At 35.1% G+C, this 26,616-nt stretch carries 19 protein-coding genes; 9 read left to right on the top strand and 10 right to left on the bottom strand.

The window, feature by feature from the left end:
- Positions 1-33 precede the first annotated feature (33 nt).
- Complete coding sequence (gene gap, locus Q0893_RS08880) at positions 34-1,035, top strand: type I glyceraldehyde-3-phosphate dehydrogenase (protein ID WP_298901806.1); 1,002 nt, start codon at positions 34-36, stop codon at positions 1,033-1,035.
- Between the two features lie 58 nt (positions 1,036-1,093).
- The gene (locus Q0893_RS08875; RefSeq protein WP_298901803.1) at positions 1,094-1,954 is read left to right on the top strand and encodes an N-acetylglucosamine kinase; all 861 of its coding nucleotides are present in this window, start codon (positions 1,094-1,096) and stop codon (positions 1,952-1,954) included.
- 27 nt (positions 1,955-1,981) lie between these two features.
- Here Q0893_RS08875 and Q0893_RS08870 read toward each other — a convergent pair whose 3' ends face one another.
- The 3 genes from Q0893_RS08870 to Q0893_RS08860 form a co-directional block, all read right to left on the bottom strand.
- Entirely contained in the window at positions 1,982-3,709 is a 1,728-nt protein-coding gene (locus tag Q0893_RS08870) for a sodium:solute symporter family protein (RefSeq protein WP_298901801.1), read from the bottom strand.
- Between the two features lie 106 nt (positions 3,710-3,815).
- A complete protein-coding gene (locus Q0893_RS08865; RefSeq protein ID WP_298901799.1) occupies positions 3,816-4,238 on the bottom strand; it encodes a hypothetical protein in 423 nt (140 codons plus the stop codon).
- Between the two features lie 132 nt (positions 4,239-4,370).
- Positions 4,371-4,595 carry a hypothetical protein gene (locus Q0893_RS08860; RefSeq protein ID WP_230935659.1) on the bottom strand — a complete coding sequence of 75 codons (225 nt, stop codon included), beginning with the start codon at positions 4,593-4,595 and terminating at the stop codon, positions 4,371-4,373.
- 235 nt (positions 4,596-4,830) lie between these two features.
- On the opposite strand from Q0893_RS08860, the gene Q0893_RS08855 reads away from it, so the two are divergent.
- Positions 4,831-5,511 carry a DUF2461 domain-containing protein gene (locus tag Q0893_RS08855; RefSeq protein ID WP_299274560.1) on the top strand — a complete coding sequence of 227 codons (681 nt, stop codon included), beginning with the start codon at positions 4,831-4,833 and terminating at the stop codon, positions 5,509-5,511.
- Here the strand turns inward: Q0893_RS08855 and Q0893_RS08850 are convergent.
- The 3 genes from Q0893_RS08850 to Q0893_RS08840 all read right to left on the bottom strand — a co-directional run bounded on the left by Q0893_RS08850 (position 5,508) and on the right by Q0893_RS08840 (position 7,464).
- Positions 5,508-5,921: a glyoxalase gene (locus Q0893_RS08850; protein WP_298901796.1), complete on the bottom strand. Its 414-nt coding sequence runs from the start codon at positions 5,919-5,921 to the stop codon at positions 5,508-5,510. The two genes, Q0893_RS08855 and Q0893_RS08850, sit on opposite strands and share 4 nt — an antisense overlap.
- A 135-nt stretch (positions 5,922-6,056) precedes the next feature.
- A complete protein-coding gene (locus Q0893_RS08845; RefSeq protein ID WP_298901793.1) occupies positions 6,057-6,806 on the bottom strand; it encodes an SDR family NAD(P)-dependent oxidoreductase in 750 nt (249 codons plus the stop codon).
- A 52-nt stretch (positions 6,807-6,858) separates the two neighbouring features.
- Positions 6,859-7,464, bottom strand: coding sequence for a TetR/AcrR family transcriptional regulator (locus tag Q0893_RS08840; RefSeq protein WP_299274556.1), 606 nt, complete (start codon positions 7,462-7,464; stop codon positions 6,859-6,861).
- Between the two features lie 114 nt (positions 7,465-7,578).
- On the opposite strand from Q0893_RS08840, the gene Q0893_RS08835 reads away from it, so the two are divergent.
- Complete coding sequence (locus Q0893_RS08835; RefSeq protein WP_298901789.1) at positions 7,579-8,463, top strand: DUF72 domain-containing protein; 885 nt, start codon at positions 7,579-7,581, stop codon at positions 8,461-8,463.
- Here Q0893_RS08835 and Q0893_RS08830 read toward each other — a convergent pair whose 3' ends face one another.
- Positions 8,464-9,078: an intradiol ring-cleavage dioxygenase gene (locus Q0893_RS08830; protein ID WP_299274553.1), complete on the bottom strand. Its 615-nt coding sequence runs from the start codon at positions 9,076-9,078 to the stop codon at positions 8,464-8,466. It lies immediately after the preceding gene.
- 131 nt (positions 9,079-9,209) lie between these two features.
- On the opposite strand from Q0893_RS08830, the gene Q0893_RS08825 reads away from it, so the two are divergent.
- A complete protein-coding gene (locus Q0893_RS08825; RefSeq protein ID WP_298901785.1) occupies positions 9,210-9,599 on the top strand; it encodes a hotdog domain-containing protein in 390 nt (129 codons plus the stop codon).
- A gap of 1 nt (position 9,600) precedes the next feature.
- Here Q0893_RS08825 and Q0893_RS08820 read toward each other — a convergent pair whose 3' ends face one another.
- Both Q0893_RS08820 and Q0893_RS08815 read right to left on the bottom strand, forming a co-directional pair.
- Positions 9,601-10,845: a mechanosensitive ion channel domain-containing protein gene (locus Q0893_RS08820; RefSeq protein WP_298901783.1), complete on the bottom strand. Its 1,245-nt coding sequence runs from the start codon at positions 10,843-10,845 to the stop codon at positions 9,601-9,603.
- The gene (locus Q0893_RS08815; RefSeq protein WP_299274550.1) at positions 10,842-11,132 is read right to left on the bottom strand and encodes a DUF3817 domain-containing protein; all 291 of its coding nucleotides are present in this window, start codon (positions 11,130-11,132) and stop codon (positions 10,842-10,844) included. The genes Q0893_RS08820 and Q0893_RS08815 overlap by 4 nt, the downstream gene beginning before the upstream one ends.
- 507 nt (positions 11,133-11,639) lie before the next feature.
- On the opposite strand from Q0893_RS08815, the gene Q0893_RS08810 reads away from it, so the two are divergent.
- A complete protein-coding gene (locus tag Q0893_RS08810) occupies positions 11,640-20,381 on the top strand; it encodes an HYR domain-containing protein (RefSeq protein ID WP_299274548.1) in 8,742 nt (2,913 codons plus the stop codon).
- Between the two features lie 133 nt (positions 20,382-20,514).
- On the opposite strand, the gene Q0893_RS08805 is transcribed toward Q0893_RS08810, so the two are convergent.
- Positions 20,515-21,342, bottom strand: a complete 828-nt coding sequence (locus Q0893_RS08805; RefSeq protein ID WP_298901778.1) for an OmpA family protein — start codon at positions 21,340-21,342, stop codon at positions 20,515-20,517.
- A 194-nt stretch (positions 21,343-21,536) separates the two neighbouring features.
- Here Q0893_RS08805 and Q0893_RS08800 point away from each other — a divergent pair, with 194 nt between their 5' ends.
- From Q0893_RS08800 to Q0893_RS08790, 3 genes are all read left to right on the top strand, one after another.
- Positions 21,537-24,011, top strand: coding sequence for a zinc-dependent metalloprotease (locus Q0893_RS08800; RefSeq protein WP_299274545.1), 2,475 nt, complete (start codon positions 21,537-21,539; stop codon positions 24,009-24,011).
- 112 nt (positions 24,012-24,123) lie between these two features.
- The gene (locus Q0893_RS08795; RefSeq protein ID WP_299274543.1) at positions 24,124-24,846 is read left to right on the top strand and encodes a DUF6090 family protein; all 723 of its coding nucleotides are present in this window, start codon (positions 24,124-24,126) and stop codon (positions 24,844-24,846) included.
- Between the two features lie 72 nt (positions 24,847-24,918).
- On the top strand, positions 24,919-26,583 hold the full coding sequence (locus tag Q0893_RS08790; protein ID WP_299274541.1) for a hypothetical protein: 1,665 nt from the start codon (positions 24,919-24,921) through the stop codon (positions 26,581-26,583).
- Positions 26,584-26,616: the final 33 nt, after the last annotated feature.

Below are 26,616 nucleotides of genomic sequence, written 5' to 3'. Positions count from 1 at the left end.
AATTAATAATAAATAATAGAAAATAAAGAAAAGATGTCAAATTTAAAATTAGGAATAAACGGTTTTGGAAGAATTGGAAGAATCGTTTTTAGAGCAACAGTAAAAAGAGATGATGTAGATGTTGTTGCAATTAATGACTTGCTAGATGTAGAGCATTTAGCGTATCTATTAAAATATGACTCTGTACATGGAAATTTTGATGGGACCGTTGAAGTTAAAGATGGTCACTTAGTTGTTGATGGAAAAACGGTAAGAGTCACCGCCGAAAGAGATCCCAAAAACTTGAAGTGGGATGAAGTAGGAGCCGAGGTTATTGCAGAGTGTACTGGGATTTTTACAACCTTAGATACAGCAGACTATCATATTCAAGCAGGAGCAAAAAAAGTTGTTATTTCTGCACCAAGTAAAGATGCACCTATGTTTGTAATGGGTGTTAATGATAATGAATTAACAGGAGATCATAAGATTGTATCGAATGCGTCTTGTACAACAAATTGTTTAGCGCCAATGGCGAAAATTGTTGATGATAATTTCGGATTAGAAGAAGCATTAATGACAACAATTCACGCAAGTACGGCTACACAGTTAACGGTAGATGGACCATCACGAAAAAATTATCGCTTAGGTCGTTCAGCAATTGTAAACATCATACCTTCTAGTACTGGAGCAGCTAAAGCTGTAGGGAAGGTTATTCCGAAATTGAACGGAAAGTTAACAGGTATGGCGTTTAGAGTCCCAACTGCAGATGTATCTGTAGTAGATCTAACGGTTAGAACTAAGGAAGAGACGTCTCTAGAAGCGATTAAAGCTGCGTTTAAAAAGGCTTCCGAAACCACAATGAAAGGTGTTGTTGGATATACTGAAGATGCCGTTGTTTCTCAAGATTTCGTTAGTGATACACGTACTAGTATTTTTGACGCCGATGCAGGTATCGAATTGAATTCTAAGTTTTTTAAGTTGGTAGCCTGGTACGATAATGAATTTGCTTACTCAAATAAATTAGTCGACTTAGCTCAAAAAGTCAACACGTTATAAATAATCATTTAAATCCGTAGTGCTAATCTCACTGCGGATTTCTTTTTCAAAATAAATCATGATTTTAATCACTGATAGCGGTTCTACTAAATGCGACTGGATTGCGGTAGATAGTAATGGAGAACAACTTCACGAGAAAATTCGAACTAAAGGACTTAATCCTGCAATACTAAAAGAAAAGAAGCTCAAGAAAATCATAAAAAAGAGTGATGAGTTAATGCGGTTTAAAGACCAAGTTACACATGTCTTTTTTTATGGCGCAGGTTGTGGTACAACTAACCCTAAATTAATCTTAACAGGTGTTTTAGAATCTGTTTTTACTAATGCAATAGTAGACGTTCAAGAGGATACTATGGCTGCTGTAAGAGCAACGCTTAATCACAGTAATGAAGCCGCTATTGTTTGCATAATGGGCACAGGTTCTAACTGCAGTTATTTTGATGGTCATAAATTGCATCAACGTGTAATATCTCTAGGATATACGCTTATGGATGATGCTTCAGGTAATTATTATGGAAAAGAGCTTGTGAAAGATTACTATTATAACAACATGCCAGAAGACATTAAAGTAGCATTTGACCATAAATACAATTTAGAAGCCGATTATATAAAATACAACCTTTATAAACAACCAAATCCGAACGCTTATCTAGCGAATTTTGCCGAATTTATGTTTTTGAATAAAGATTCGGTCTATATAAAAAATCTTATAAAAAAGGGATTTAGACAATTTTGTGAGAATATGATTTTTCAGTATAAAGAAGAATTAAAAACGATTCCTGTACATTTTGCAGGATCTATTGCGTTCTTTTCAGAAACCGAAATACGAGAAGTGGCGAACGAATTAGGCTTTACAGTTGGTAACTTTGAAAGACGACCTATTGAAGGTTTAGTGACCTATCATATTAACGCCCTTTAATAATCATAGCATAACATTTATTTTAAATTATTGAGCAGATTTTAGCGCCTTTCTAACTAATAGTGCGCAAATAATAACCCCTGCAACTAGGCCAAATGCTAACGTTGTTTTTCCATAGATAAAATTACCAATAGCAAAAAGCGCACAATATACACCTATAACACCAGAGAAAAACCCTAGAATTTTCATTCCAAAACCTTTAAATTTAGAATCAGTACCAAAAATGAGGCTATTGAATGAATGAAGCGTTTTGTCATCTGTTGGTTTAGTTAACAAAGTCACAAGAATCCAGCCTATAGTTGTAACCACAACACCAAATACCAATTGCCAATGACCTGCAAGTTCTATCATTGGAGTTTCCATCTTACCATTAATAAAGAAGAAAACAGCAATGATAAATGAAATTATCATAGCAGCAATTTCACTATACGGATTTATCCTTCCCCAAAACCAGCGTAAAATAAAAAGTAATCCAGTACCAGCACCAATTTGAAGCAATAAGTTCAACACTTCACCTGCAGATTGCAAGAAAAATGAAAAGGCAGCAGCCAAAATCATTAATACAATAGTAGAAATTCTACCTACCAAAACTTGATCTTTATCGGTAGCTTCAGGTTTTATGAATCGCTTGTAAAAGTCATTTACAATATAGGAACTTCCCCAATTTAATTGTGTAGATATTGTACTCATGAATGCAGCAATAAGTGATAAAAGAACAATTCCTATTAAACCTGCAGGCAAATAGGTCATCATTGCGGCATAGGCAACATCTTCACCTTGCATTGATGCAGATAGACTAGGGAATGCTTGATTAATACTTTCTAAGTTTGGAAATACAACTAATGAGGCCAAACCAACAACAATCCATGGCCATGGACGGATAGCATAATGAGCAACATTAAAAAATAAAGTAGCCCAAGTTGCATGTTTTTCATCTTTTGCAGCCAACATACGCTGTGCAATATAGCCACCACCACCTGGTTCGGCTCCAGGATACCACGTGCTCCACCATTGTACTGCAATAGGAATAATAAGTACTGTAATTAAGGCTTCGGTATTACTAAAATCGGGTAAAAGTGCTAACTTATCACTAACATTTACATGTGATAGAAGGTTGGTTGTTCCTCCAATTTCGGGTAAGTTAATAATATATATGGTTGCCCATATACTACCAATCATTGCAATTATGAACTGTATAAAATCTGTAATTAAAACACCTCTTAATCCTCCAAAGGCTGAATAAATAACTACAATAATAGAGGAGTACAACAACATCTCACCTTGAGAAATACCTAATAAAATATTGGCAATTTTGGCGCCTGCCAAACAGACTCCAGCCATAGTAATGACATTAAAGATTACGCCTAAATAAATGGCTCTAAATCCTCGTAAATAACCTGCAATTTTTCCGCTGTAGCGTAATTCATAAAATTCTAAATCTGTTGTTATTCCACTTTTCCGCCATAATCTCGCATAGAAAAACACGGTAAGCATTCCAGTGAGGAGCATGGCCCACCACACCCAATTTCCTGACACACCATTTTCTCTTACTAATTGCGTGACCAGACCTGGAGTATCAGCAGCAAAAGTAGTAGCAACCATACTTACTCCTAATAACCACCAAGGCATATTTCTACCAGACAGAAAAAACGCTTTAGAATCTTTACCTGCTTGTTTTGAGACATAAATACCAATTCCGGCAAAGAGCAATAAAAAAAAGATTATTATAATCCAGTCTAAGGTTGAAATAGTCATGGGTTGTTTTTAAAAAGTTAGTGTAACAAATCTAATATTAAAATAATAAAAAAAAGCATTAGAATTCTCTAATGCCTTTTTAGGATAAAATAGGTTGGTTAGGATATTATTTTATCCATGCTTTTGAGATGGCTTTCTTTGAAAACCATATTAGAAATATACAAACAATAATGACTAGTGTAGGCATTACCTTGTCTGTTCCTTTAACTTCCATTACATAATATATTTGTTGAGTTGTAGCACATATAAATGAAATTATAAAAAGAAAATAAGCCCATTTTTTGCGTATGAGCAATGAAATACAACCAAGTACACCCCCAAATACAGCTAATGCAAATAGTGCTGTGTACCAAGCAGGATGTTCATAAGCCATTTCAAATTGAAGTTGTGGCTCGAGTTCAGCAATCATTTCATCTGTCATAAAATGTGGCGATAAATATGCGACAACACCCATAAGATTCCATAAAAGTGCTAATATACTCACAATCCAAAACCAAACGGGTGGTTTATTGTTAGAATAATCTGTCATGATTAATTGATTTTAGTTAGTTAAACATAACAATTTATAAAAATTAGGGCTATTAAAAACGAAAAACTCAACTAAATTTCATAGTTAATATAAAATTGAGTTGAGTTTTAACACTTAAAATTTGTAAAAACTTTAATCTTCTACAACATGAAGTACAGGTGTTTTATTGACCCATTTTCCATTTTTAGACTCACCTAATATGAGTACATCCTTTGAATGTTCATATTCTTTAATAGTACGCATCATCTGCTCCTTAGTGTCTCTATGTAGTTTGATTCCAGTAGATTTACCTTTGTTTCGTATTTCCAAGTAGAATCCATCTCTGAATTTTATTGGTCTTGTTGGAGGTCTTCCCATGTATATATATTTGTAGTAATAGTCTCGCATATTAGTAAAAAAAACAGCAATATGCAAGTGATTTATTAATTATTCAAAGCTAATCATTTTATCCTCTATAAATCAGTGGTTTACATAGTTAAAAACTATGTGGTAATAGAACAACATTATATCTAGTTTTTTTAGATTTTTAATGCATCTCTGCTAAGGAGGTCCTTAGTTTTTTTGTATTTTTAAGCTGAAAAAATAAAATTAAATGGCGACTCCAAAATTCTCAAAAGAAATTCTAGACTTCTTTAAAAAATTAGAAAAAAATAACGATAGAGACTGGTTTAATGAACATAAAAAAGAGTTCAAATCAAATGAAACGAAGGCTAAAGAAGCCTATAAATATCTCTATGAGGCCATAAATAAGCACGATGTTGTTGATAATTTTAAATTGTTTAGAATTTATAGAGATGTGCGATTCTCAAAAAACAAACTACCCTATAAAACTCATTTTGGTGGTTCGTTTCATAGAAAAAAACCAGAATTGAGAGGAGGTTATTATTTACATATTCAGCCCAATAATGAATCATTTATAGCCACTGGGTTCTGGGAACCAAATAAAGATGATTTACTAAGAATTAGAAGAGAGTTTGAGCAAGACGACAAAGAGATACGTGACATTTTAAGTGATAAGACGTTTAAGTCAATTTGGGGGGATTTTGTTGGTGATGAATTGAAAACAGCACCAAGAGATTTTGACAAAGATCATCCCGCAATAGACCTCATAAGAAAAAAGCAATACATTTTTACGAAAAAATATACAGATAAGGAGGTCGTAAGTGACAACTTTATTAATGATGTTGATGCATCATTTAAGGCTATCAGACCATTTTTTGATTATATGAGTGATGTACTTACCACAAATTTAAATGGCGAATCTATTATCTAAATAGCTTTAGCCAAAGGTTGAGAAAATAACTGAATATTTGCTACAAGTCGATCTTTAACAATATTCATCATGCGCTTATTCAATGCAGATGAATTTTGAATGTAGAGTTCGTATTCTTCAATAGTAAACTGACCAATTATCATTCCTTTAACCGAATTTCTGAACTTCATGTCTTTATGAATGGCGTTTTCAATATAGACCAATTGCTTAGGTACACTTAAATCGTAAAAAACATTTTTACGTTTATCAATGTAATTCCTGAAAACGGCAATTAATAAATGGTTTTGTAATTTAATAATTGGGCGTAAAGTCCCATTTTGAAAGCACTCGTCACTGGTCATTGAATCATTAACTTGTGCAGAAGTAATGACAGGGCGTATAGATTTTAGGTGGGTAGATCGATCATTCATGGCTTTAAATTTTATTAAATATAGCCATTATGCTTGCGAAATTTCTGGCAGGTTTTAGATGTTGTCAACGGTGTTATTAACAAAAGCGTAATGGGTATAAGACCATTACGCTTTAATTTAAAATTAAGGTCTTAATTAAATCTGACTCAAACCTCCATCGACTTCAAGTTCAATACCGTTGATATAAGAGGCATCATCCGAGGCTAAAAACAATGCCGTTTTAGCAACTTCCTCTGATGTACCAAAACGCCCTAAAGGTACTTGTTGAGCAAATCCTTTCCCCATATCTTCAACGACATCTTGTGGTAACCCCATTTTTCCATAAAGAGGGGTGCTAATTGGGCCAGGAGCAATAGAATTTACTCTAATACTACGAGACTTCACCTCCGATGTTAATACACGCGCATAAGATCTAATTGCTCCTTTACTTGCAGAGTATACGCCTAATCCATCAAATCCTTTCTGACTTACAATTGAGCTAGTAAATAATATAGAGCCACCATCATTTATATGTGGCAATGCCTCTTTTACTGCCAATATCGGACCTTTAACATTGATGTTGAATATCTCATCATAGTGTGTTTCAGTAATGTCTGTGGTAGGGGATATAGGCGCAATTCCTGCGTTAAGAAATAGAATATCTATGTTTCCGTAAGCATTGGTCGCTTCTTTAATGAGGTTGACATTATCTTCAGGTTTTGAAACATCTGCCACGACAGTTATAAATGTACCATCTAAATCTTTAGCTACTGTGTCTAGTGCCTCTTTCCGTCTTGCCGCTAATACAACTTTTGCGCCTTCTTTTAGATACAATTTTGCAGTTGCTAATCCGATTCCACTATTTGCGCCAGTTATAATAGCGACTTTGTTTTTTAATGTATTCATTTGACATTATTATTTTATTTGAAACAATCGTTTCAAATAGGGTTAAAAAAAATTAAATTAAAGTTTGAAGTATTGTTTTAATAATACTCTGTAAATGTTTTTTATCTCTAATAAGTATACCTGTCATTCTAAAGCCTTGTAATGAGCTAAACAAATACAATGCATATTCATTGGCAGATTTATTACTATTTATATGTTGGTCTTGTTGTCCTTTTGCAACCAACTGTTCGAAAAAATCTATAGTATAGTTTTGATTTTGAGTTAAAAACGATGTTATCTTATCGTCATGATTTGCCATTTCAGATTTGCAGTTTGCAATCAAACATCCTCGATCTTCACTATCACTAAGCATTTCATTCATGTACATATGGAACAATAGTTCTATAGCATCAATGGAATTTTTAGCATCTAATAAAACCGTATTACTTTTCTTATGATATTTAAGTTGGTAAGCGTTTAGGCATTCCATGAACAAACTAAGCTTACAACCAAAAGAATTATATATACTCGACCTATTTAAACCTGTAGCTTCAACAAGATCTTGCATAGAAGTAGCATTGTAACCTTTATCATGAAAAACCTCGATGGCTTGACTGATTACTAAATCTTTATTAAATGTTTCTGTCTTAGGCATATCTATTTGAAATGAACGTTTCAAAATTAAACATTTTTTTATACTAAGATGTTAAAATTTTGTTATTCTAAATATCAACCATTGAAAAGGAGTTTATAAACTTCACTTATAACTAGTATCTTTGATAAAAACGATAATATGAAATTTGGAAGTGTTGATAATCCCCAAGATTTAGATTTAAGTTTGCCACAAGATCATATTGATACTGCTGGTGTATTAAATAGGGTTAAGGATGATAATTTTCCCGAAATTTTCGTGGGTTGTGCTAAATGGAATAAAGCCGACCTCAAAGGATTTTATCCTCGCGGAACCAAGGATGAACTTCAGTATTACTCTAATCAATTTAATTCTATTGAGTTAAACGCCACGTTTTATCGAATTTTCCCTCCAGAACAATTTTCTAAATGGTATGATAAAACTCCTAATGGGTTTAAGTTTTTTCCAAAGCTAAATCAAGAAATAAGCCATTGGAAGCGACTCAATGAGGTTAATGCAGTCGTGGATAATTATTTAAATAGTGCTATTAACTTAAAAGAAAAACTCGGGACTATTTTCCTTCAAATGCATTCAAATTTTGCACCTAAAGATTTTGATAGAGTGGTGCACTTTGTAGAAAATTGGCCAAAAGAAATAGGACTTGCCATAGAATTTAGACATACCAATTGGTATAATGATAGTGCCGTTTCTAATCAATTATATGATTTATTAGAACGAAATAATATTTCTAACGTTATTGTAGACACGGCTGGAAGGCGTGACTTAATGCACATGAGATTGACCAGTCCAACTGCATTTGTGCGTTACGTTGGAGCAAATCATGAAAGTGATTACACCAGATTAGACGATTGGGTGACTAGATTAAAAGATTGGAAAGAACAGGGCATTAAGGAGATAGATTTTTTTATACACCAAAATATTGAGAAAGAATCTCCATTACTTTCTGCTTACTTTATAAAGAAATTAAATGAAACTTTAGGTTCAAATTTAAAAGTGCCTAATGAAGAAAGTAATACGTTATTTTAATTAATAGTTAGGAATATTTAATCCCAAAATAATATCCCTCGTGGCCGTTTTAATCTTAGCATTACCCTTAAGAGTAATAACGCCCGATCCACCTCTAGGCTTAGCTCTTTTGACAATATTTGGCGTAATATTAGGATCATCAGAGAAATAAAAATCTTCTACGTAATAAGCGCTAACATTCGGTTCTTTTACCGTTATATGTATATGTTGCGGGACAGTAGAATTTGGGTATGACGCCGGTCTTGTAGTATAAAAAGTATAGCAACCTTTTTCATCTGTCTTTAACCAAGTTCTTAAATAGCCATGTCTTTTTTCCCAACCTTTAGAAGACGTGTTTGTTGGATAACGACCATTTTGATCTGTATGATACACATATAAAACAACATCTTTTGCTGGTGTTTTGCCATCCTTATGATACACTGTGCCATTAATTTTAATTTTATCGGTTTCAGTTTTAAAGCCATGTATGGTATCTATAGATTGTAATGTTTTTTTTCCATAATCGTTTACAGCTTCACAACCTTCACATGATCCTCCAACTTGAGTGCTTTGCGATTGTGCACATGAACTGGCAATGAGTATTAAACTTATTAATAATGTGACAAGATGTTTCATTTTGATTGATTTAGCTTTTTAAAAATACCATTTCAAATATGTTTACCACCTTGATTAAGAAAAGTTTAAAAAAAGATTAACATCAGATTATGTGTTTTTGCTAATAAATGGTAATCTTTACATAAAAAAAGATGAGATTTCATACACGGAAATGGGTAAAACCAGAAGATTTAAACCCCAATCAAACCCTTTTTGGAGGACAGCTATTAGCTTGGATTGATGAAGAAGCTGCATTATACACAATTATTCAACTCGAAAACTCCAAAATAGTAACCAAGTACATGTCTGAAATCAACTTCATGGCTTCGGCAAAGCAAGGAGATATTATTGAAATTGGTATTGAAGTTATTAAGTTTGGTCGTTCGTCATTAACAATGAAATGTGAGGTACGAAATAAAATGACACGAGAAACTATTCTCACTGTCGATAATATTATAATGGTTAATCTGGGCAAAGATGGAAAACCTGCACCTCATGGAAAAACCAAGGTAGAATTTGTAAAAGATAGGATAGAGGAGTAGATTAACTTAAAGCCTGTTGGCCAGTGTTAAACTCGAAAACCTCCAAATCGAAATAAGATACAGCAGCCATAACATGATCGAAAATATCAGACATGATGTATTCATAATTCTCCCAACGTTTATCACTACTAAAACAATAGATTTCTAAAGGTAAGCCTTGAGCTGTAGGTGCTAATTGACGCGTCATTATTGTCATGTCTTTATTTACAGCAGAATGACCTTCAACGTAGGTTTGAATGTATTTTCTAAAAACACCTAAATTGGTCAAATTCCTCCCATTAATCAATAGCGATTTGTCTATATTTTTTTCTTGATTTGAAGTGTTTATTTCAGTCTGACGCTCATTTAAATACGACGTAATTAGCGCTACTTTCTTTAACCTTTCAATTGTAGGGTCATCTAAATATTTTATACTCGTTGCTTTCAAAATTACAGAACGCTTAATGCGCCTTCCACCAGACTGACTCATACCTCTCCAGTTTTTAAACGAGTCTGATATCAACGCATATGTAGGGATTGTGGTAATGGTTTTGTCAAAATTTTGAACCTTTACAGTAGCCAAATTAATTTCAATAACATCGCCATCTGCTCCGTATTTTTCAAAAGTAATCCAATCTCCAATACGTACCATGTCATTTATAGAGACTTGAATACTGGCTACAAAACCAAGAATAGTATCTCTAAATACTAAAATAATAACGGCAGAAGCGGCACCTAGTGTCGTAACAAACTTCCAAAATGATATGCCACTAATGATTGCAAAAGAAGAGAACAGCCCAATAACCCAAGCAAAAATCATAAAGACTTGAATATAACTATCAATAGGTTTGTCTTTATAACGATCTAAAGTTTTGAGATAATCTTTAATGGTGTTTAAAACACTACGTGCAATCCATAACGTGAGCACTATACCAAATACTTTAGCACCCTTTTCTATTATAGTTTCTAGATATTGAAAGTCAGAAAAAATAATCGGAATAAATTCTATCGCAATTAACAAAGGAATGATATGTGCAATATTTCTAGGAACTTTGTTCTTAACAAGGATATTATCAAAACTCGTTTTAGATCTTACTGCAAAAGCATTAAACGCATTTACCAGAACTTTTCTAATAAGATAATCAATAACAAACAGCACGATTAATAGTGAGATACTAAGTACCAACATGTTTAAATACTTAGCAGATGTATCACTTAATCCTAGCGACACAAAATAATCGTAAACGACATGGCGAAAGTTCATCATGATGCTTTATTCTTTAAATATTTTTTTTCAATATAGAATGTACCAAACGGAATTATAGATGCCAATAAAACAATAATCAATGTCTTAGTGTTCCATTTAAGTTCTTGCCAAACCATTATGGCCAGAACAACATAGGCCAAAAATAAAATGCCATGCGGCATTCCAAGCAGTTTAACATAGGTTGGGTCGTCTCCAAAATATTTTATTGGAGTCGCAATAAATAGTAATAGTATATATGATACTCCTTCTAATAGAGCAATTATTCTAAAGCTGTTCAATAATGACATCTGATATAAATTTCCTGCAAAATTACCTCATGTGGAACTAAAAGCCACAGTATTTGATTATTTTTTTTGGTAAATGCTCTTTATCAGTTAAGTTTTTAAAGCCATGACGCAAACAATTACAAAACTTACAAATAAATAATTTTAGAAAACTATCTGAAAATTATGAAATTACTGATTTGAATGTTTGAAATTATCAAATTGATAATTTTTACTACAACGATGTAGTATATTTTATTAATTATTCATTCATCCATTTTTTTTAACACCTTATCGAAAATGATAACTAATTCGTGGTTTTTATCCACAAAAAGTGCCCGTAGTAGATTTTATTTTTAACTTTAAAATGCTATTAATCGACAGAATTGTTCCGTTGATTTCCCAAAATTTACAATAAACATTCATGAAATGTCTATAAGGCTCAAATTTTAAAAAGGCTTTATACGGTTACTTATGGTCTAATATGTTTGGTAACTCAAAACTAATTAGTTAATTAAATAACCAACCAAAATGAAGAAAAAACTATTTTTTCTATCGTCCCTTATTTTCCTACTATTTATTAATCAAAATCTCTTTTCCCAAAATTCAGGAATATTTGAAGCCTATGTCGTCACAGACACCAATGGTAGTGGAAATTTTTACAGCAATTTAGTCCCCACAGGAGGATTTAATGGTGCCGATTTCGGAGATTTTAATCCTACAAATACACTTATATTAAGAGGAGGACAAGCGAAAACGTTTAAAAACAATGGGCATAACGTATTTAACAGTAGTTTGTTTTATAGAATATATCCAACAGGTTCACCTTCTGGAGCTTTTATTGAAATCAATTTAAATTTTGATCAAAACTTGGGGAATCCTGGCGATCAACAATGGGATAATGTTCAAACAGGAAACCAACAGAATATTGATGTATTATCTGGATTAGCAACAGGAAATTATACAATTGAAGTTTTTGTGAGATCTCAAGTAGACACAAACAATGATAATCAAATTGACTTGGATAATTTCTGGAGTGACTTTGGAAATAATTTTAAAGCAACATTTGATTTCTTTGCCGATGATGACAATGATGGTTTTGCGAGTGATGTAGATTGTGATGATACTAACCCTGCAATTAACCCAAATGCTGATGAGATATGTGATGGAATTGATAATGATTGTGATGGTTTTACAGACAGTGCCGATAATAACTTGGTTGATACTGATGCTCCAACAGCAGTGTGCCAAGACCTTACAGTGGAGTTAGATGCTTCTGGAAGTGCAACAATAACTGCCGCTCAAATTGATAATGGGTCTTCAGATAACTGCGGAAATGTAAGTTTGAGTTTAAGTCAGGATACGTTTAGTTGTGCTGATATTGGAAGTGGCGGACCAGCAATCACTGATTTATTCATTTCAGAATATGTGGAAGGCTCATCTTCTAATAAATATATAGAAATCTATAATGGTACTGGAGCCGATGTAGATCTTTCAGATTATCAATTACGTTTATACTCTAATGGTAATGGATCTCCTTCTACATCAAATACCTTATCGGGCACACTTGCCGATGGCGATGTGATTGTCTATAGAAATTCAAGCGCTACTATTTATGCAGGAGCAACAACAGTGCTTTCTGCGGTAAATTGGAATGGTGATGATGCTATAGAGCTCTTTAAAATAAGCACAGGAAGTGCAGTTGATATCTTTGGAGAAATAGGTGTCGATCCAGGTTCTCAATGGACTGTTTCAGGAAACAATACACAGGACCAAACTTTAGTAAGAAATGCGGATGTATTAGCTGGTAACACCGTTAATAGCTCTGGTTTCCCAACATTAGGGACTGAGTGGATAGAGTCTGCTCAAGATGATGTGTCTAATCTTGGTAGTCATACCGTTAATGCGCCAAGTGCTGGCGTAGAAGTCACGTTAACAGTTACAGACGATAGTGGAAACCAATCTACTTGTACAGCTACTGTGATGGTTTCAGACCTATTAGGTCCAACTCCAGATGTGGCTAACTTACCAGATGTTAACGAACAATGCGAAGTTACAGCTTTAACAGAACCAACAGCGACAGATAATTGTGGAGGATCGGTTGCAGTAACTAATGATGCTACATTGCCAATTACAACACAAGGAACTACCGTTGTAACTTGGACTTATGAAGACGAAAATGGAAATACATCTACTCAAACTCAAAACGTTATTATTGATGATACCGAAATGCCAACAGCTGTTTGCCAAGACCTTACAGTGGAGTTAGATGCTTCCGGAAGCGCAACAATAACTGCCGCTCAAATTGATAACGGATCTTCAGATAACTGCGGAAATGTAAGTTTGAGTTTAAGTCAGGACACGTTTAGTTGTGCCGATATAGGAGGTAGTGGAGCAGGAATTACTGATTTATTCATTTCGGAATATGTTGAAGGTTCATCTTCCAATAAATACATAGAAATCTATAATGGTACTGGAGCCGATGTAGATCTTTCAGATTACCAATTACGTTTATACTCTAATGGTAATGGATCTCCTTCTACATCAAATACCTTATCGGGCACACTTGCCGATGGCGAAGTGATTGTATATAGAAATTCTAATGCTTCTATTTATGGAGGAGCAACAACAGTGCTTTCTGCAGTAAATTGGAATGGTGATGATGCTATAGAGCTCTTTAAAATAAGCACAGGAAGTGCAGTTGATATCTTTGGAGAAATAGGTGTTGATCCAGGTTCTCAATGGAATGTTTCTGGAAACAATACACAGGACGAAACTTTAGTAAGAAATGCAGATGTATTAGCAGGCAACACCTTTAATAGCCCTGGTTTCCCAACATTAGGGACTGAGTGGACAGAGTCTGCTCAAAATGATGTATCTAATCTTGGTAGCCATACTGTTAATGTTCCAAGTGCTGGCGTAGAAGTTACGTTAACAGTTACAGACAACAATGGTAATCAGTCAACATGTAAAGCGACAGTGATGGTGTCAGATTTATTAGGTCCAACACCAGATATCGCAAATTTACCAGATGTTAATGAACAATGCGAGGTTACAACCCTTACAGAACCAACAGCGACAGATAATTGTGGAGGATCGGTTACAGTTACTAATGATGCTACATTACCAATTACAACACAAGGGACTACCGTTGTAACTTGGACTTATGAAGACGAAAATGGAAATACATCTACTCAAATACAAAATATTGTTATTGATGATACGGAAGTGCCAACAGCTGTTTGCCAAGACCTTACAGTAGAGTTAGATGCTTCTGGAAGTGCAACAATAACTGCCGCTCAAATTGATAATGGGTCTTCAGATAACTGTGGCGATGTAACATTAAGTTTAAGCCAAGACACGTTTAGTTGTGCCGATATTTCGAGTGGAGGCGGTACTCCTACAAATGCAGTATGGATTAATGAATTTCATTATGATAATGTTAGCTCTGATGTTAATGAATTTGTAGAAGTTGTTTCAAATTTTGATGTGTCAAGTTATCAAATCATCTTCTATAATGGAAGTAATGGAACGAGTTACGGAACAGGTAGTTTAACCCTAATGTCAACAGATTCTGGATACAATTTTTATAGAGTAGAACAACCAGGTAGTGGCATTCAAAATGGAGGTCCTGATGGAATTGCTCTAGTAGATGGATCAACTGTCATAGAATTTTTAAGCTACGAAGGAACATTCATGGCTACTAATGGAGCAGCTAGTGGAATGACATCAACTGATGTAGGTGTTTCAGAAACGAGTTCGACGCCTGTAGGTTCTTCAATTCATAGAACGGGTTCAGGCAGTGTAGCAGCAGATTTTAGCTGGGCTTTGACATCTAGTAATACGTCTGGTGCAATTAATAGCGGACAATCTTTTGTTAGCTCTGGAGGTGGTGTAGAAGTGACCTTAACTGTAACCGACGAAAATGGCAATCAATCAACGTGTACCGCTACGGTAACCGTTACAGATATGTTGGCTCCAACGCCAGATGTTGCTTCTTTAGCAGATGTAACAGCAGAATGTGAGGTGTTGAATTTAACAGCACCAACAGCAACAGATAACTGTGGTGGGTTGGTTACAATAAGCAATGACGCCTCGTTGCCTATTTCAAATCAAGGAACTACGATTGTAACTTGGACATACGAAGATGAAAATGGAAATACATCAACACAAACTCAAAATGTTGTAATTAATGACGTTACAGATCCTTTGGCAGTGTGCCAAGATATTTCAGTGAATCTTGATGCCAACGGAGTAGCATCTTGGTCGGCTGCAGATATTAATAATGGTAGTTCAGACAATTGTGGAATATCATCCATTTCAGTAGATAAAACAACGTTTGATTGTAACGACGTTCCAAAACTTGTAATATCAGGAGTTATTGATGGGCCTTTAAGTGGAGGGGTTCCTAAGGCTGTAGAATTATATGTTTTGGCAGATATTGCAGACCTATCAGAATTTGGAATAGGAACAGCTTTTAATGGCGGGAGTTCAAATGGAGAAGACTTTAGTTTCCCATCAACATCTGTTTCAGCAGGAACCTTTATTTATGTTGCTTCGGAAACATCTGGATTTATTAATTTCTTCGGATTCTCTCCTGACTATACATCGAGCGCACTCGGCGTTAATGGAGATGATGCTTTCGAATTGTTCCAGAATGGAACTGTTATCGATGTATTTGGAGAAGTTGGTGTAGATGGATCAGGAGAACCTTGGGAATATTTAGATGGTTGGGCGTATCGCGTAAGCAATACTGGTCCTGACGGAGATACTTTTAACCTAAGCAATTGGACATTTAGTGGCACTAACGCTCTAGATGGTGAAAGTGAAAATAACACGGCAACAACACCATTTCCAGCAGGAGGTTTTTCTGCGAGTTCTGGTTTAACGTTTAATACATCGGTTGTACTTACAGTAACAGATGGTAATGGAAACAGTAGCAGTTGTACTGCTACTGTTACTGTAATTGATCCTGTAGTGCCTGAAATTTCTTGTCCTACAAACATTGTCGTTAATAACGATACTAATGTATGTGGTGCTATTGTAACATTTGCGGCACCTGTAGGTACAGATAACTGTGTTGGTTCTGCAACAACTCAAACTGCTGGATTAGAATCGGGCTCTATTTTTCCAATAGGAACTACTACAAATACATTTGAGGTTACAGATAGTTTCGGAAATAGTGTAGAGTGTAGTTTTACGGTTACTGTTATTGATAATGAAGCACCAACTATTGCTTGTCCATCAGATATGACCATTAATAATGATGTTGATGTTTGCGGAGCAACAGTAAATTATGCGCTTACAACATCAGATAATTGTCCTGGAGCCATAATCACACAAACGTCTGGTTTGGCCTCTGGTGAACTATTTCCAATAGGAACAACAACTAATGCATTTACAATTACAGATGCTTCAGGGAATTCAGTATCATGTAGTTTTGATGTTACTGTTATTGATAACCAGAATCCAGTTATTGATTGTCCATCAGATATAGTTGTTGATAATGAATTGGGGCAATGTGGAGCAGCAGTTGTTTATAATGTCTCAGGAACAGATAACTGTCCTGGTGAAACATTAACGATGCTTTCTGGTTTACCATCAGGAGATGTCTTCCCAATAGGAACTACAAACGTTTCTTATGAATTGGTTGATGCTTCTGGTAATTCTGTAACATGCATGTTTAGTGTTACTGTTAACGACACCGAGACACCAACTATTAACTGTCCGAGTAACATTGTAACAGTTAATGATGCTGGAACATGCTCGGCAATTGTAAATTACACTGTGACATCAGGTGATAATTGTCCTGGTGTTAGTGTCTCGCAAACTTCAGGGCTAGCTTCTGGAGCGGCATTCCCAATTGGGGTTACAACAAATACATTTGTTATTACTGATGCTTCTGGAAATTCAGAAACATGTAGCTTTGACGTCGTTGTAAACGATACGGAGGCTCCAACAATTGATTGTCCAGTTGATATTTCAGTAGCAAATGATTTGGGAGCATGTAGCGCTGTTGTAAACTACGCTATTACAGGGAACGATAATTGTCCAAATTACACGATTACGCAAATAGCAGGTTTGGCATCAGGAGAAGCCTTTCCAATAGGAATAACAACTAACAGTTTTGAAATTGAAGATGCTTCTGGTAATATTACAACATGTTCGTTTAATGTTACTGTAAGTGATACTGAGCAACCATCAATTACTTGCCCTTCACTTATTGTCGTTGATAACGATCCAGGTTTATGTGGAGCAATGGTAAACTATAATGTAGATATCTCTGATAATTGTCCGGGAGTTTCAATTAACCAGACCTCTGGGTTTGCTTCAGGATCATTATTCCCAGTAGGAACAACAGTAAATATGTTTGTAGTGACTGACGCTTCTGGAAATACAAATACGTGTAGCTTTGAGGTTACAGTAGACGATAAAGAAGCCCCAATAATTACATGTCCGAATGATATTCTTACAGGAAATGATATTGGATCATGTTATGCGACGGTGACTTATGAATTGACCACAAGTGACAATTGTCCTGGTACTGTAATTACTCAAACAGAGGGATTACCTTCTGGATCACAATTTCCAATAGGAGATACAACAAATAAGTTTACAATTACTGATGCGGCTGGGAATACAGCATTATGCTTCTTTATAGTGACTGTAGAAGATACAGAGTCGCCTACGCCTGGAGCAAGCTTGCCAGATATTATTGCACAATGCGAAACTACTGTTTTGCCTCCAACAGCACCAGATAATTGTAAAGGAACAGTGACTGGAACTACAAATGACCCAACAACATATACAGAACAAGGAAGTTATGTGATTACTTGGACATTTGATGATGGTTCTGGAAATACATCACAGCAGCAGCAGCAAAATGTAATTATTGAAGATACAACTGCACCAGAAATTCCAATTATTAATGACTTTGTTGATCAGTGTTTTGCAACAATTCCGGTACCATCAACAACAGATAATTGCGCTGGTACTATTTTTGGAACAACAGCAGACCCAACAAATTATACAGAACAAGGGGTTTATCTTGTTAACTGGACCTTTGATGATGGAAATGGAAATAGCATTGTAGTACCGCAAACAGTTATAGTAGATGATGCGACTAACCCTGTACCTGATAATACTAATTTACCAACATTAACTGCCGAATGTAGTTTAGAGATAACTACAATTCCTACGGCAACTGATAATTGTATTGGCTCAATTTCGGCAACAACAACAGATCCATTAATTTATACAGATCAAGGGAATTATAGTATTACATGGCTATTTGATGATGGTAATGGTAATGTCGTTAGCCAAACACAAACGATTATTATAAATGATTCAACAGCTCCTGATGCTGTAGTATTGGCAGACGTTATTGGTCAATGTGATGCAACTGTGACTGCTCCAACAACATCAGATAACTGTGCAGGTCTACTTACGGGGACAACATCTGATCCTTTAGTTTACACAGACCAAGGTAACTATTTGATTATATGGGTTTTTGATGATGGGAATGGAAATAGCTTTAACGCCACACAAAACGTCATTATTAATGATACTGAGGCTCCTGTTCCAGATGCTAATAGTTTGACGACAGTTACTGGAGAATGTGATGCTACTGTTTCTGTTATTCCAACGGCAACCGATAATTGTAAAGGTTTAATTTCTGGAACAACTAACGATCCATTAAGCTATACAGACCAAGGTACATATAACATTACTTGGACTTTTGATGATGGTAATGGTAATGTATCTACACAAGATCAAACGGTTATTGTTTTAGACACAAGTAACCCTACGATTTCAGCATGTCCATCAGATATCACGCTTTGCGGCATACAATCTGTTTTATGGACGCCTCCAACGGCAAATGATAATTGTGATGTGACTTTAACAAGCACACATAATCCAGGAGATGTGTTTGGCTTAGGAACAACAACAGTGGTTTATACTGCCACTGACAATGCAGGTAATAGTGTGTCATGTAGCTTTGATGTTACTATAAGTGCTACGCCAATTATTAGTATTGTTGAAACACCTTTAGATGGTTTCTGTCAAGGCCTTGGAGAGTTAACTGTTGTAGTAGCTAACGCATCAGATTTTAATCAGCCATTATCTATAAGTTGGTCAGATGGTAGCACAGGAGAGTCTATAATAATAGATGACAATAGTACTTATACAGTAACCGTATCTAGCCAATCGGGTTGTGAAGCAACAACGTCATATACGTCGTCCACAAATCCTGAAGATGTACTTAGCGGTTATGTTATGGTTGCTAAGCGTGGTGTACGACTTATTGGTAGTCGCGTATTTGATGGAGGTGTTGGTGTAACCGACAACAACCGTGTTGCGCAAGTTAGAGCCTTTAGTCAGGTATATGGTTTTGTAAAATCAGATTACATCTATACAGATTGGTTCAGTTATGTTCAAGATCCAATCTATAGTGATGCAGATGTGACCTTACCAACATTCTATAATAATACAGCCGACAGTTATTGTGGAGACGATGTTACTGTTCAACCTTATGATACTGTTGTGTTGGATGAAGAAATCTATGATGACGTTTATGTACGTTATGGAGCGACTTTAATAATTGATGCTCCAGAGATATATATAGACAGATTAAAAACCGATCCAGGTGTGACGATTATTTTCAACCAGTCATCTGCGGTTATGATAGATGAACAAATGAGAATTGGAAGTTATAACACTATTGATCGTAACGGGTTTGGAGCAACATTCTATGTAGAGAAAGATGTAAGAATAAATGGTAGTGTTAATATTGAGGCTAATATCTATTCTAAACGAAGTATCAAAGTAAGTCGCTCAGGGTATTTCTACAGAACTAAAATGCGCGGACTTTTCATTGCGCTTAAGAATATACAATCGTCATTCTTTGTAGATTGGTATCCATCAAATGGATGTTCTACAACGCCAACTCCAGATGGACCACCTTCATGTTCTGGTTATAGAGATGCTGTAGATGCTAGTTTGGAAATTGATGAGGACAAAGTGAAATTGTATCCTGTTCCAACAGTTGATATACTAAACATTTCATTAGAAAGTCCTGTCGCTACAAAAGCGAATTACTCCATTGCAAGTATGAGAGGAGAGGTTTCTATTCAAAACGATTGGACTCTAAATGAAGGGCATAATACTGTGAAAGTTGATGTTACTCGCTTGTCTGATGGTCTTTATAATCTCATTATAAAACTCAACGGAGAAACTATAAGCAAGCAGTTTGTAGTAAAACGAGGTAAATAAAATAGCATTGCTAAATATAAAAAGGCAACTCGTAAAGAGTTGCCTTTTTAGTTCTATTCAATAAAAAAAAGACTGCTGTATCTAGCAGCAGTCTTTTCATGGATTAATTAACCACACGATATAGGTCAAGTAATTATTCATTTGATGACATCATCGCAAAAAACTTATCGATATTAGGTAAAATAACGATTCTTGTTCTACGGTTTTTAGCTCTATTGTCTTTAGTATCATTATCTGTTAAAGGCTGGTAAAAACTACGTCCAGCTGCAATTAATTGCTCTGGAGCCACATTGTAATCGTTCTGTAATTTTTTAACAACAGAGGTTGCTCTAAGCACACTTAAATCCCAGTTATCCTTTACAGCAGCACTGTTTTTCATCAATTTATTATCTGTATGTCCTTCAACCATAACGTCAAGACTTTCTTCAGAATTAATAACATTGGCAATCTTTTGTAAAATATCATTTGCCTTATCACTTACTTTGTAGCTTCCAGAGTTGAATAACATCTTATCTGAAATAGAAATCATCACTACTGTTTCTTCAATATTAACGGCAATATCTTCATCTTCTTCAATGTTATCCATAGATTGTTTCAGATTAAATTGCAATGCTAAATTCATCGAATCTTTTAATGTTTTTGCCGTTGACATATATGCAGGTGGAACATTTTTTAAAGACTCGCGCATGGCTTCTTTTTGATTTTCAGAAACAACAACACCCTCAACAGATACGAGTTTTGCATTATTATCTTCTGTCAGTTCATTTATCTTAGAATTGTAACTATCTACGCGTTGTTGGATTCGAGCAAACTTAGTTTCTAATTCTTCCTTTTCAACCTTTGTTTTTGTTAACTCACTTTTTAATTCGCCGTTGTCTTGCTCTAGTGCGAGGTATTTCTTTTTAGACACACAGGCTGTTAAAAATAATGCTGATAGTATGATTACTGAAATTCGTTTCATAATTGTTTTGTTTATGTTTTGGTTACGTGTATATCTACGAAGCAAAATGAGATACGGACTTTCAATTTCAGAATATTTATTAACCGTTGCTTGTTAACTTCGGAAATGGGAGCCCTTAAAATTTTGTGAAAGGCAATTACATCTTGACATACTTTGATTAATTTTAAAGCATAATCACACGAAACTATCTAATCATGAAAAAATCATTGCTTTTCACATTGACATTACTCTTTTGTTTAATGCCAATGTCTCAACAAGCACAATCCAAAAGAAAGAAGAAAAAAAATCAAAAAGCTGAAGTCACAGCACCTCCACCAAAAAAGAAACAAGGTAAAATTAAAGACTATGATAAAGTCATTACAAAGGATGCCATTACAGATGATGGTCTTTTTAAAGTGCATAAAGTAGGAGAGAAATACTTTTTTGAAATTCCGAATGACCACTTAGGAAAAGACATGCTTTTGGTAAGTAGAATTGCTAAACTCCCAGCTAACTTAGGAGGTGGTTATATTAATGCAGGTTCAAAAACAGCCGAACGTCTTATCGCTTGGGAGCGTTTTGATACTAAAATATTACTTAAAGAACGCTCTTATAATTCGGTTGCCGATGAAGAATTACCGATAAGTATTTCAGTAAAATCAAATAATTACGAACCTACCTTATTTGCTTTCGATATTGCAGCATTTAATAAGGATTCTTCGGCAGTAGTAGTTGATGTCACCAAATTTTACAGTAGTGATGTCAAGGCCATTAGCGGTCTTCCTGGACGTTTACGTAGCACTTATAAAGTGAGAAATTTAGATGGGTCACGTAGCTTTATCAACACAATGAAAAGTTTTCCTCAGAATATTGAAGTGGTTCAAGATATGACCTATAACGCATCTCAGCCACCTTCGGCACGCTCTGCAGAAACCATAAGTTTACAAATGAATCAGTCTATGATTCTATTGCCCGAAGAGCCTATGCAACCGCGTTTCGCAGATGAGCGTGTAGGTTGGTTTACTTTTAGTCAAGTAGATTATGGTAGTGAAAAATTAAAGGCAGATACCAAAACATACATCCGTAGATGGCGTTTAGAACCAAAAGACCCAGCGGCCTATGCAAGAGGGGAGCTGGTTGAACCTGTGAAACCGATTATTTATTATTTAGATCCAGCCACGCCAGAAAGCCTAAGAAAGTACATAAAGGAAGGTATAGAATTATGGCAAGGTCCATTTGAACAAGCGGGCTTTAAGAATGCAATTATTGCCAAATATCCGCCAACAAAAGAAGAAGATCCAGATTTTAGTCCAGAAGATATTCGTTACTCTGTGGTACGCTATGTGGCTAGTGAAACTAGAAATGCAGTAGGCCCAAGTGTTTCAGATCCAAGAAGTGGTGAGATTATAGAAAGTGATATTATCTGGTATCACAACCACTTACGTTCATACCGAAATCGCTATTTATTAGAAACAGGAGCTGCTAATCCTTCGGCAAGAACCTTAGATACACCAGCAGAAGATATAGGCGAAATGATGAAAATGGTAATTGCTCATGAAGTTGGACATGCACTCGGATTACCACATAATATGAGTGCGAGTAAGGCCTATGACGTTGAGAGTTACAGAAATGGTGCTTTTACACAAGAGTTTGGAATAGCATCAACTATTATGGATTATGCGCGTTATAATTATATCGCACAACCTGGAGATCAGAATATTCGATTTATTCGTCAGATAGGACCTTATGATAACTATGCCATAAATTGGGGTTATCGTGTGATTCCTGGTGCCAGTTCTCCTGAGGCAGAGCGTAATATGCTAGACAAATGGATAATGGAAAAAGCTGGAGATCCTAAATATGTCTTCGGAAAACAGAGTAGCCGATTCGATCCTACTTCACAAACAGAAGATATAGGGAATGATGCTATTAAAGCCTCAAATTATGCGTTGAAAAATTTAAAATTCGTTTCTGAAAATTTACCGCAATGGACTAGTAGCCAAACCAATAATTATGATGATTTACAAGAATTATATGGCGAATTATTAGGTTGTTATAATCGTTATATCGGACATGTTCTTGGGAATGTTGGAGGTGTAGAGGAGTACTTAACAACACCAAGACAAGGTGGTGTTGCTTATCAAGCTGTTCCGAAGGAAAAGCAACAAGCATCAATGCAATGGTTGCATAAAAATGCTTTTGCTACACCAACATGGTTGGTAGATAAAACGATGCTTCAAAATATTGACTATGCAGGCTATACAGAGCGTTTACGCCGATTACAAAGCCGTTATCTCAACGGCCTGCTAAGTTTTGATAGATTGGGACGTTTAATAGATCATGAAACACTAGACGCTAACAATTATAGTGCTTTATCAATGATGAGAGATTTAAGAAAAGGCATTTGGAGTGAAGCCAATCTCACAAAAAATGTTGATGTATACCGTAGAAATTTACAACGTGCTTATATCGATAGAATGGCCTATTTAATGACAGAAGATATGGATCCGCAATTTAGTAGAAAGTACTTTAATGTGTCTCAATCTGATATTAGAGCCTTAGTACGAGGCGAGTTAAATACCTTAAAACGTCAGGTTGCAGCGGCAAGCAATAGAGGCGTGAATACCATAACAAAATACCATTATAGAGATATTGTAAAACGTATTGATGATATTTTAGACCCGAAATAGACTCACTTATCAATTTTTAAAAAACACCTTTTGGGCTCGCTCTAAAAGGTGTTTTTTTATGGTAAGCACATTTCAACTATATTTATGGAGTGAAGTTGATTAAACTAATCTTATGAGTATTTTTAATAATAAACGTATGGCATTACTTTCGAAAAAGGGCATTTTTAAATATCTCACTTATGGTATTGGTGAAATTATTTTAGTCGTCATTGGTATTTTAATTGCTGTGAGTATCAACAATAAAAATCAGGAGCGTGTCGCACAGAAAAAGTTACGAAGCTATTTGCAAGTATATCAGCAAGATTTGGTTCAGGATACCTTGGTTGTCGGACAAGTATTAAAATACGTTGATGATAGAAAGAAATTCTTCAGAATCTTTCTTAGTGATACTGTAACAGCCAAAACATATGATGACAACAAGGAAGGTTACGGACTTGTATTATCATATTCGCCATTCAAACTTCAAGAAAAAGGAATCAACCTTTTGGAGAACTATGTGAATGATAACGAAACAGAGCAAGACACACTTATTTCTAGAATTTTAACCAATCACAGGGCTTTTGGAAATCTAATTGACGAAACCAATGTTCGTATAGGAAATGACATTGATAACAATATGATGTATCTTAAAGAACATGAACCATGGATTGCAGACTTACTTATAGGAAATTTGTCTAATCCAGAGATGATCACCTATTTCTTGAGTGCTAATTATAAAGCGCGTTTAGCGATACACTCTACACTAATTTATGGCAATTTAGAACCTATGTTAAAAGGTTTGCAAGCCGCTAATAAGGAAACTTTAGGGATGCTTAACGAACGATTGGAAGAATAAAATGCCATAGAAGTGTAACAAGACCAGGATTTTAGTCTCTTATAGATATATCAATCAACTAATCACCATTTCATGAAAACAACTTCTCGATTAATCGTCAGTTTCATGCTTATCATGAGCATGCTTATAAACGTAAACGCACAAAACACCTTATCTAAAGTAGAATGGCAAGAAGACCTTAGGCATTTGCAAACTATTATTCATAAAGATTACCCTATCTTATTCAAAAAGACAACAGCTAAAGAGTTTGATACTGCAGTAGAACAACTATACAATGAGATTCCGTCATTAGACACTCATGAAATTCCTGTAGCATTTGCTAGAATTGTCTCTTCATTCTTATATGGACATACACAAATTCCGTTTAGTACTGTAGCAAAAAACGGCGTACTTCCTGTTAATCTTTACCATTTTAACGATGGTATTTTTATTGAAGGCGTTCAAAAAGAACATCAAAGCACATTAGGAGCCAAAGTACTAAAAGTAGGAGTTAAGCCTATTGAAGAAGCCCTAACATTAATACGTCCTGTAGTTCCTGCTGAAAATGATAACTATTTTAAGGGTTATGGCTTACGTTTTTTAACCGTTCCGGACGTGTTGCATGCGCAACGCGTAATTCCAGAATTATCAGATACGATTACATTAACACTCGAAAAAGACGGAAAGGTATTTGAATATGCATTTCCGAAGATTGAATTAAGAGCGCTATCAAGAAGCTATTTGTATACCATACCAAATGAGACCTGGATAAGCTCAAGATCCATGGATAAAACACCGTTATATCTCAAGCATTTGAATGATAAATACTACTTTTTTGAGTATCTAAAAGATAGTAAAACGTTGTATGTGCGTCAGAGTTCTGTGTTTAATCACGAATCTGAAACCTTAAAAGCTTTTTATAGCCGGCTTTTTGAATTCATAGATAGCAATGATGTTGATAAACTTATATATGATGTGCGTCTAAATGGTGGCGGAAACAACTACAATAATGTGCATTTAATCAAAGGGTTAATGGCACGACCAAATATTAATAAAAAAGGACATTTCTTTTATATTATTGGTAGAAACACTTTTTCGGCATGTCAAAACCTAACCAATGAGATTACGAATTATACTGAAGCTATTCTGATAGGTGAACCAACTGCTGAAAACGTTAATTTCTTGGGTGATGCTAGGAGGGAAGTATTACCAAATTCTAAAATTTCTGCGTATTTATCTTATGCGTGGTGGCAAGACAAACCACAATGGGAAAATAAAGATTGGACCATACCTCATATTGGCGTTGACATGTCTTTTGAACAGTATATTACCAATCAAGATCCTGTTTTGGATGCTGCCATGAATTATACAGACTCTGGTTTTATCCTAGACCCAATGGCACATTTAACACAGCTGTTTATGGCTGGAAAATATGATCAATTGAAGTCTGACGCTGCTGAGATTTCTAAAAACAAGAACTATCGTTATTATAATTTTCAAGACGAATTTTCAAAAGCAGGAAACCGATTAATATCCAGTGGCGATTCTACAGCTCAAAAATCTGGTATGTTTATTTTGCAATTGGTTGCAGAGTTATACCCTGAATCGGTAAGCGCATTATACAGTTTGGCCAATGCTCAAGAAATAAATAAGCTCAATGAAAAGGCTATAGAAAGTTATACTAAAATGATAGCGTTAGATCCTAAAGGTTCGTTGGTAACAGTAGCCAAAAGTAGGATAGAAGCGCTAAAACAATAGTCAATTTAAGGAGCTATTTGCAAGTATATCAAC

Origin of the sequence: uncultured Psychroserpens sp., assembly GCF_947494225.1 — a bacterium.
Classification (GTDB): domain Bacteria; phylum Bacteroidota; class Bacteroidia; order Flavobacteriales; family Flavobacteriaceae; genus Psychroserpens.
This window is presented reverse-complemented; position numbering and strand designations above follow the sequence as displayed.

What these genes read in the sequence shown, in the direction of transcription:
- Q0893_RS08805 (WP_298901778.1), bottom strand. Translation starts at nt 21,342, where the DNA reads ATGAAACGAATTTCAGTAATCATACTATCAGCATTATTTTTAACAGCC.
- Q0893_RS08835 (WP_298901789.1), top strand. Translation starts at nt 7,579, where the DNA reads ATGAAATTTGGAAGTGTTGATAATCCCCAAGATTTAGATTTAAGTTTG.
- Q0893_RS08815 (WP_299274550.1), bottom strand. Translation starts at nt 11,132, where the DNA reads ATGTCATTATTGAACAGCTTTAGAATAATTGCTCTATTAGAAGGAGTA.
- Q0893_RS08865 (WP_298901799.1), bottom strand. Translation starts at nt 4,238, where the DNA reads ATGACAGATTATTCTAACAATAAACCACCCGTTTGGTTTTGGATTGTG.
- Q0893_RS08825 (WP_298901785.1), top strand. Translation starts at nt 9,210, where the DNA reads ATGAGATTTCATACACGGAAATGGGTAAAACCAGAAGATTTAAACCCC.
- Q0893_RS08850 (WP_298901796.1), bottom strand. Translation starts at nt 5,921, where the DNA reads ATGAATGATCGATCTACCCACCTAAAATCTATACGCCCTGTCATTACT.
- Q0893_RS08870 (WP_298901801.1), bottom strand. Translation starts at nt 3,709, where the DNA reads ATGACTATTTCAACCTTAGACTGGATTATAATAATCTTTTTTTTATTG.
- Q0893_RS08790 (WP_299274541.1), top strand. Translation starts at nt 24,919, where the DNA reads ATGAAAACAACTTCTCGATTAATCGTCAGTTTCATGCTTATCATGAGC.
- Q0893_RS08800 (WP_299274545.1), top strand. Translation starts at nt 21,537, where the DNA reads ATGAAAAAATCATTGCTTTTCACATTGACATTACTCTTTTGTTTAATG.
- Q0893_RS08875 (WP_298901803.1), top strand. Translation starts at nt 1,094, where the DNA reads ATGATTTTAATCACTGATAGCGGTTCTACTAAATGCGACTGGATTGCG.
- Q0893_RS08845 (WP_298901793.1), bottom strand. Translation starts at nt 6,806, where the DNA reads ATGAATACATTAAAAAACAAAGTCGCTATTATAACTGGCGCAAATAGT.
- Q0893_RS08855 (WP_299274560.1), top strand. Translation starts at nt 4,831, where the DNA reads ATGGCGACTCCAAAATTCTCAAAAGAAATTCTAGACTTCTTTAAAAAA.
- Q0893_RS08830 (WP_299274553.1), bottom strand. Translation starts at nt 9,078, where the DNA reads ATGAAACATCTTGTCACATTATTAATAAGTTTAATACTCATTGCCAGT.
- Q0893_RS08860 (WP_230935659.1), bottom strand. Translation starts at nt 4,595, where the DNA reads ATGGGAAGACCTCCAACAAGACCAATAAAATTCAGAGATGGATTCTAC.
- gap (WP_298901806.1), top strand. Translation starts at nt 34, where the DNA reads ATGTCAAATTTAAAATTAGGAATAAACGGTTTTGGAAGAATTGGAAGA.
- Q0893_RS08810 (WP_299274548.1), top strand. Translation starts at nt 11,640, where the DNA reads ATGAAGAAAAAACTATTTTTTCTATCGTCCCTTATTTTCCTACTATTT.
- Q0893_RS08820 (WP_298901783.1), bottom strand. Translation starts at nt 10,845, where the DNA reads ATGATGAACTTTCGCCATGTCGTTTACGATTATTTTGTGTCGCTAGGA.
- Q0893_RS08795 (WP_299274543.1), top strand. Translation starts at nt 24,124, where the DNA reads ATGAGTATTTTTAATAATAAACGTATGGCATTACTTTCGAAAAAGGGC.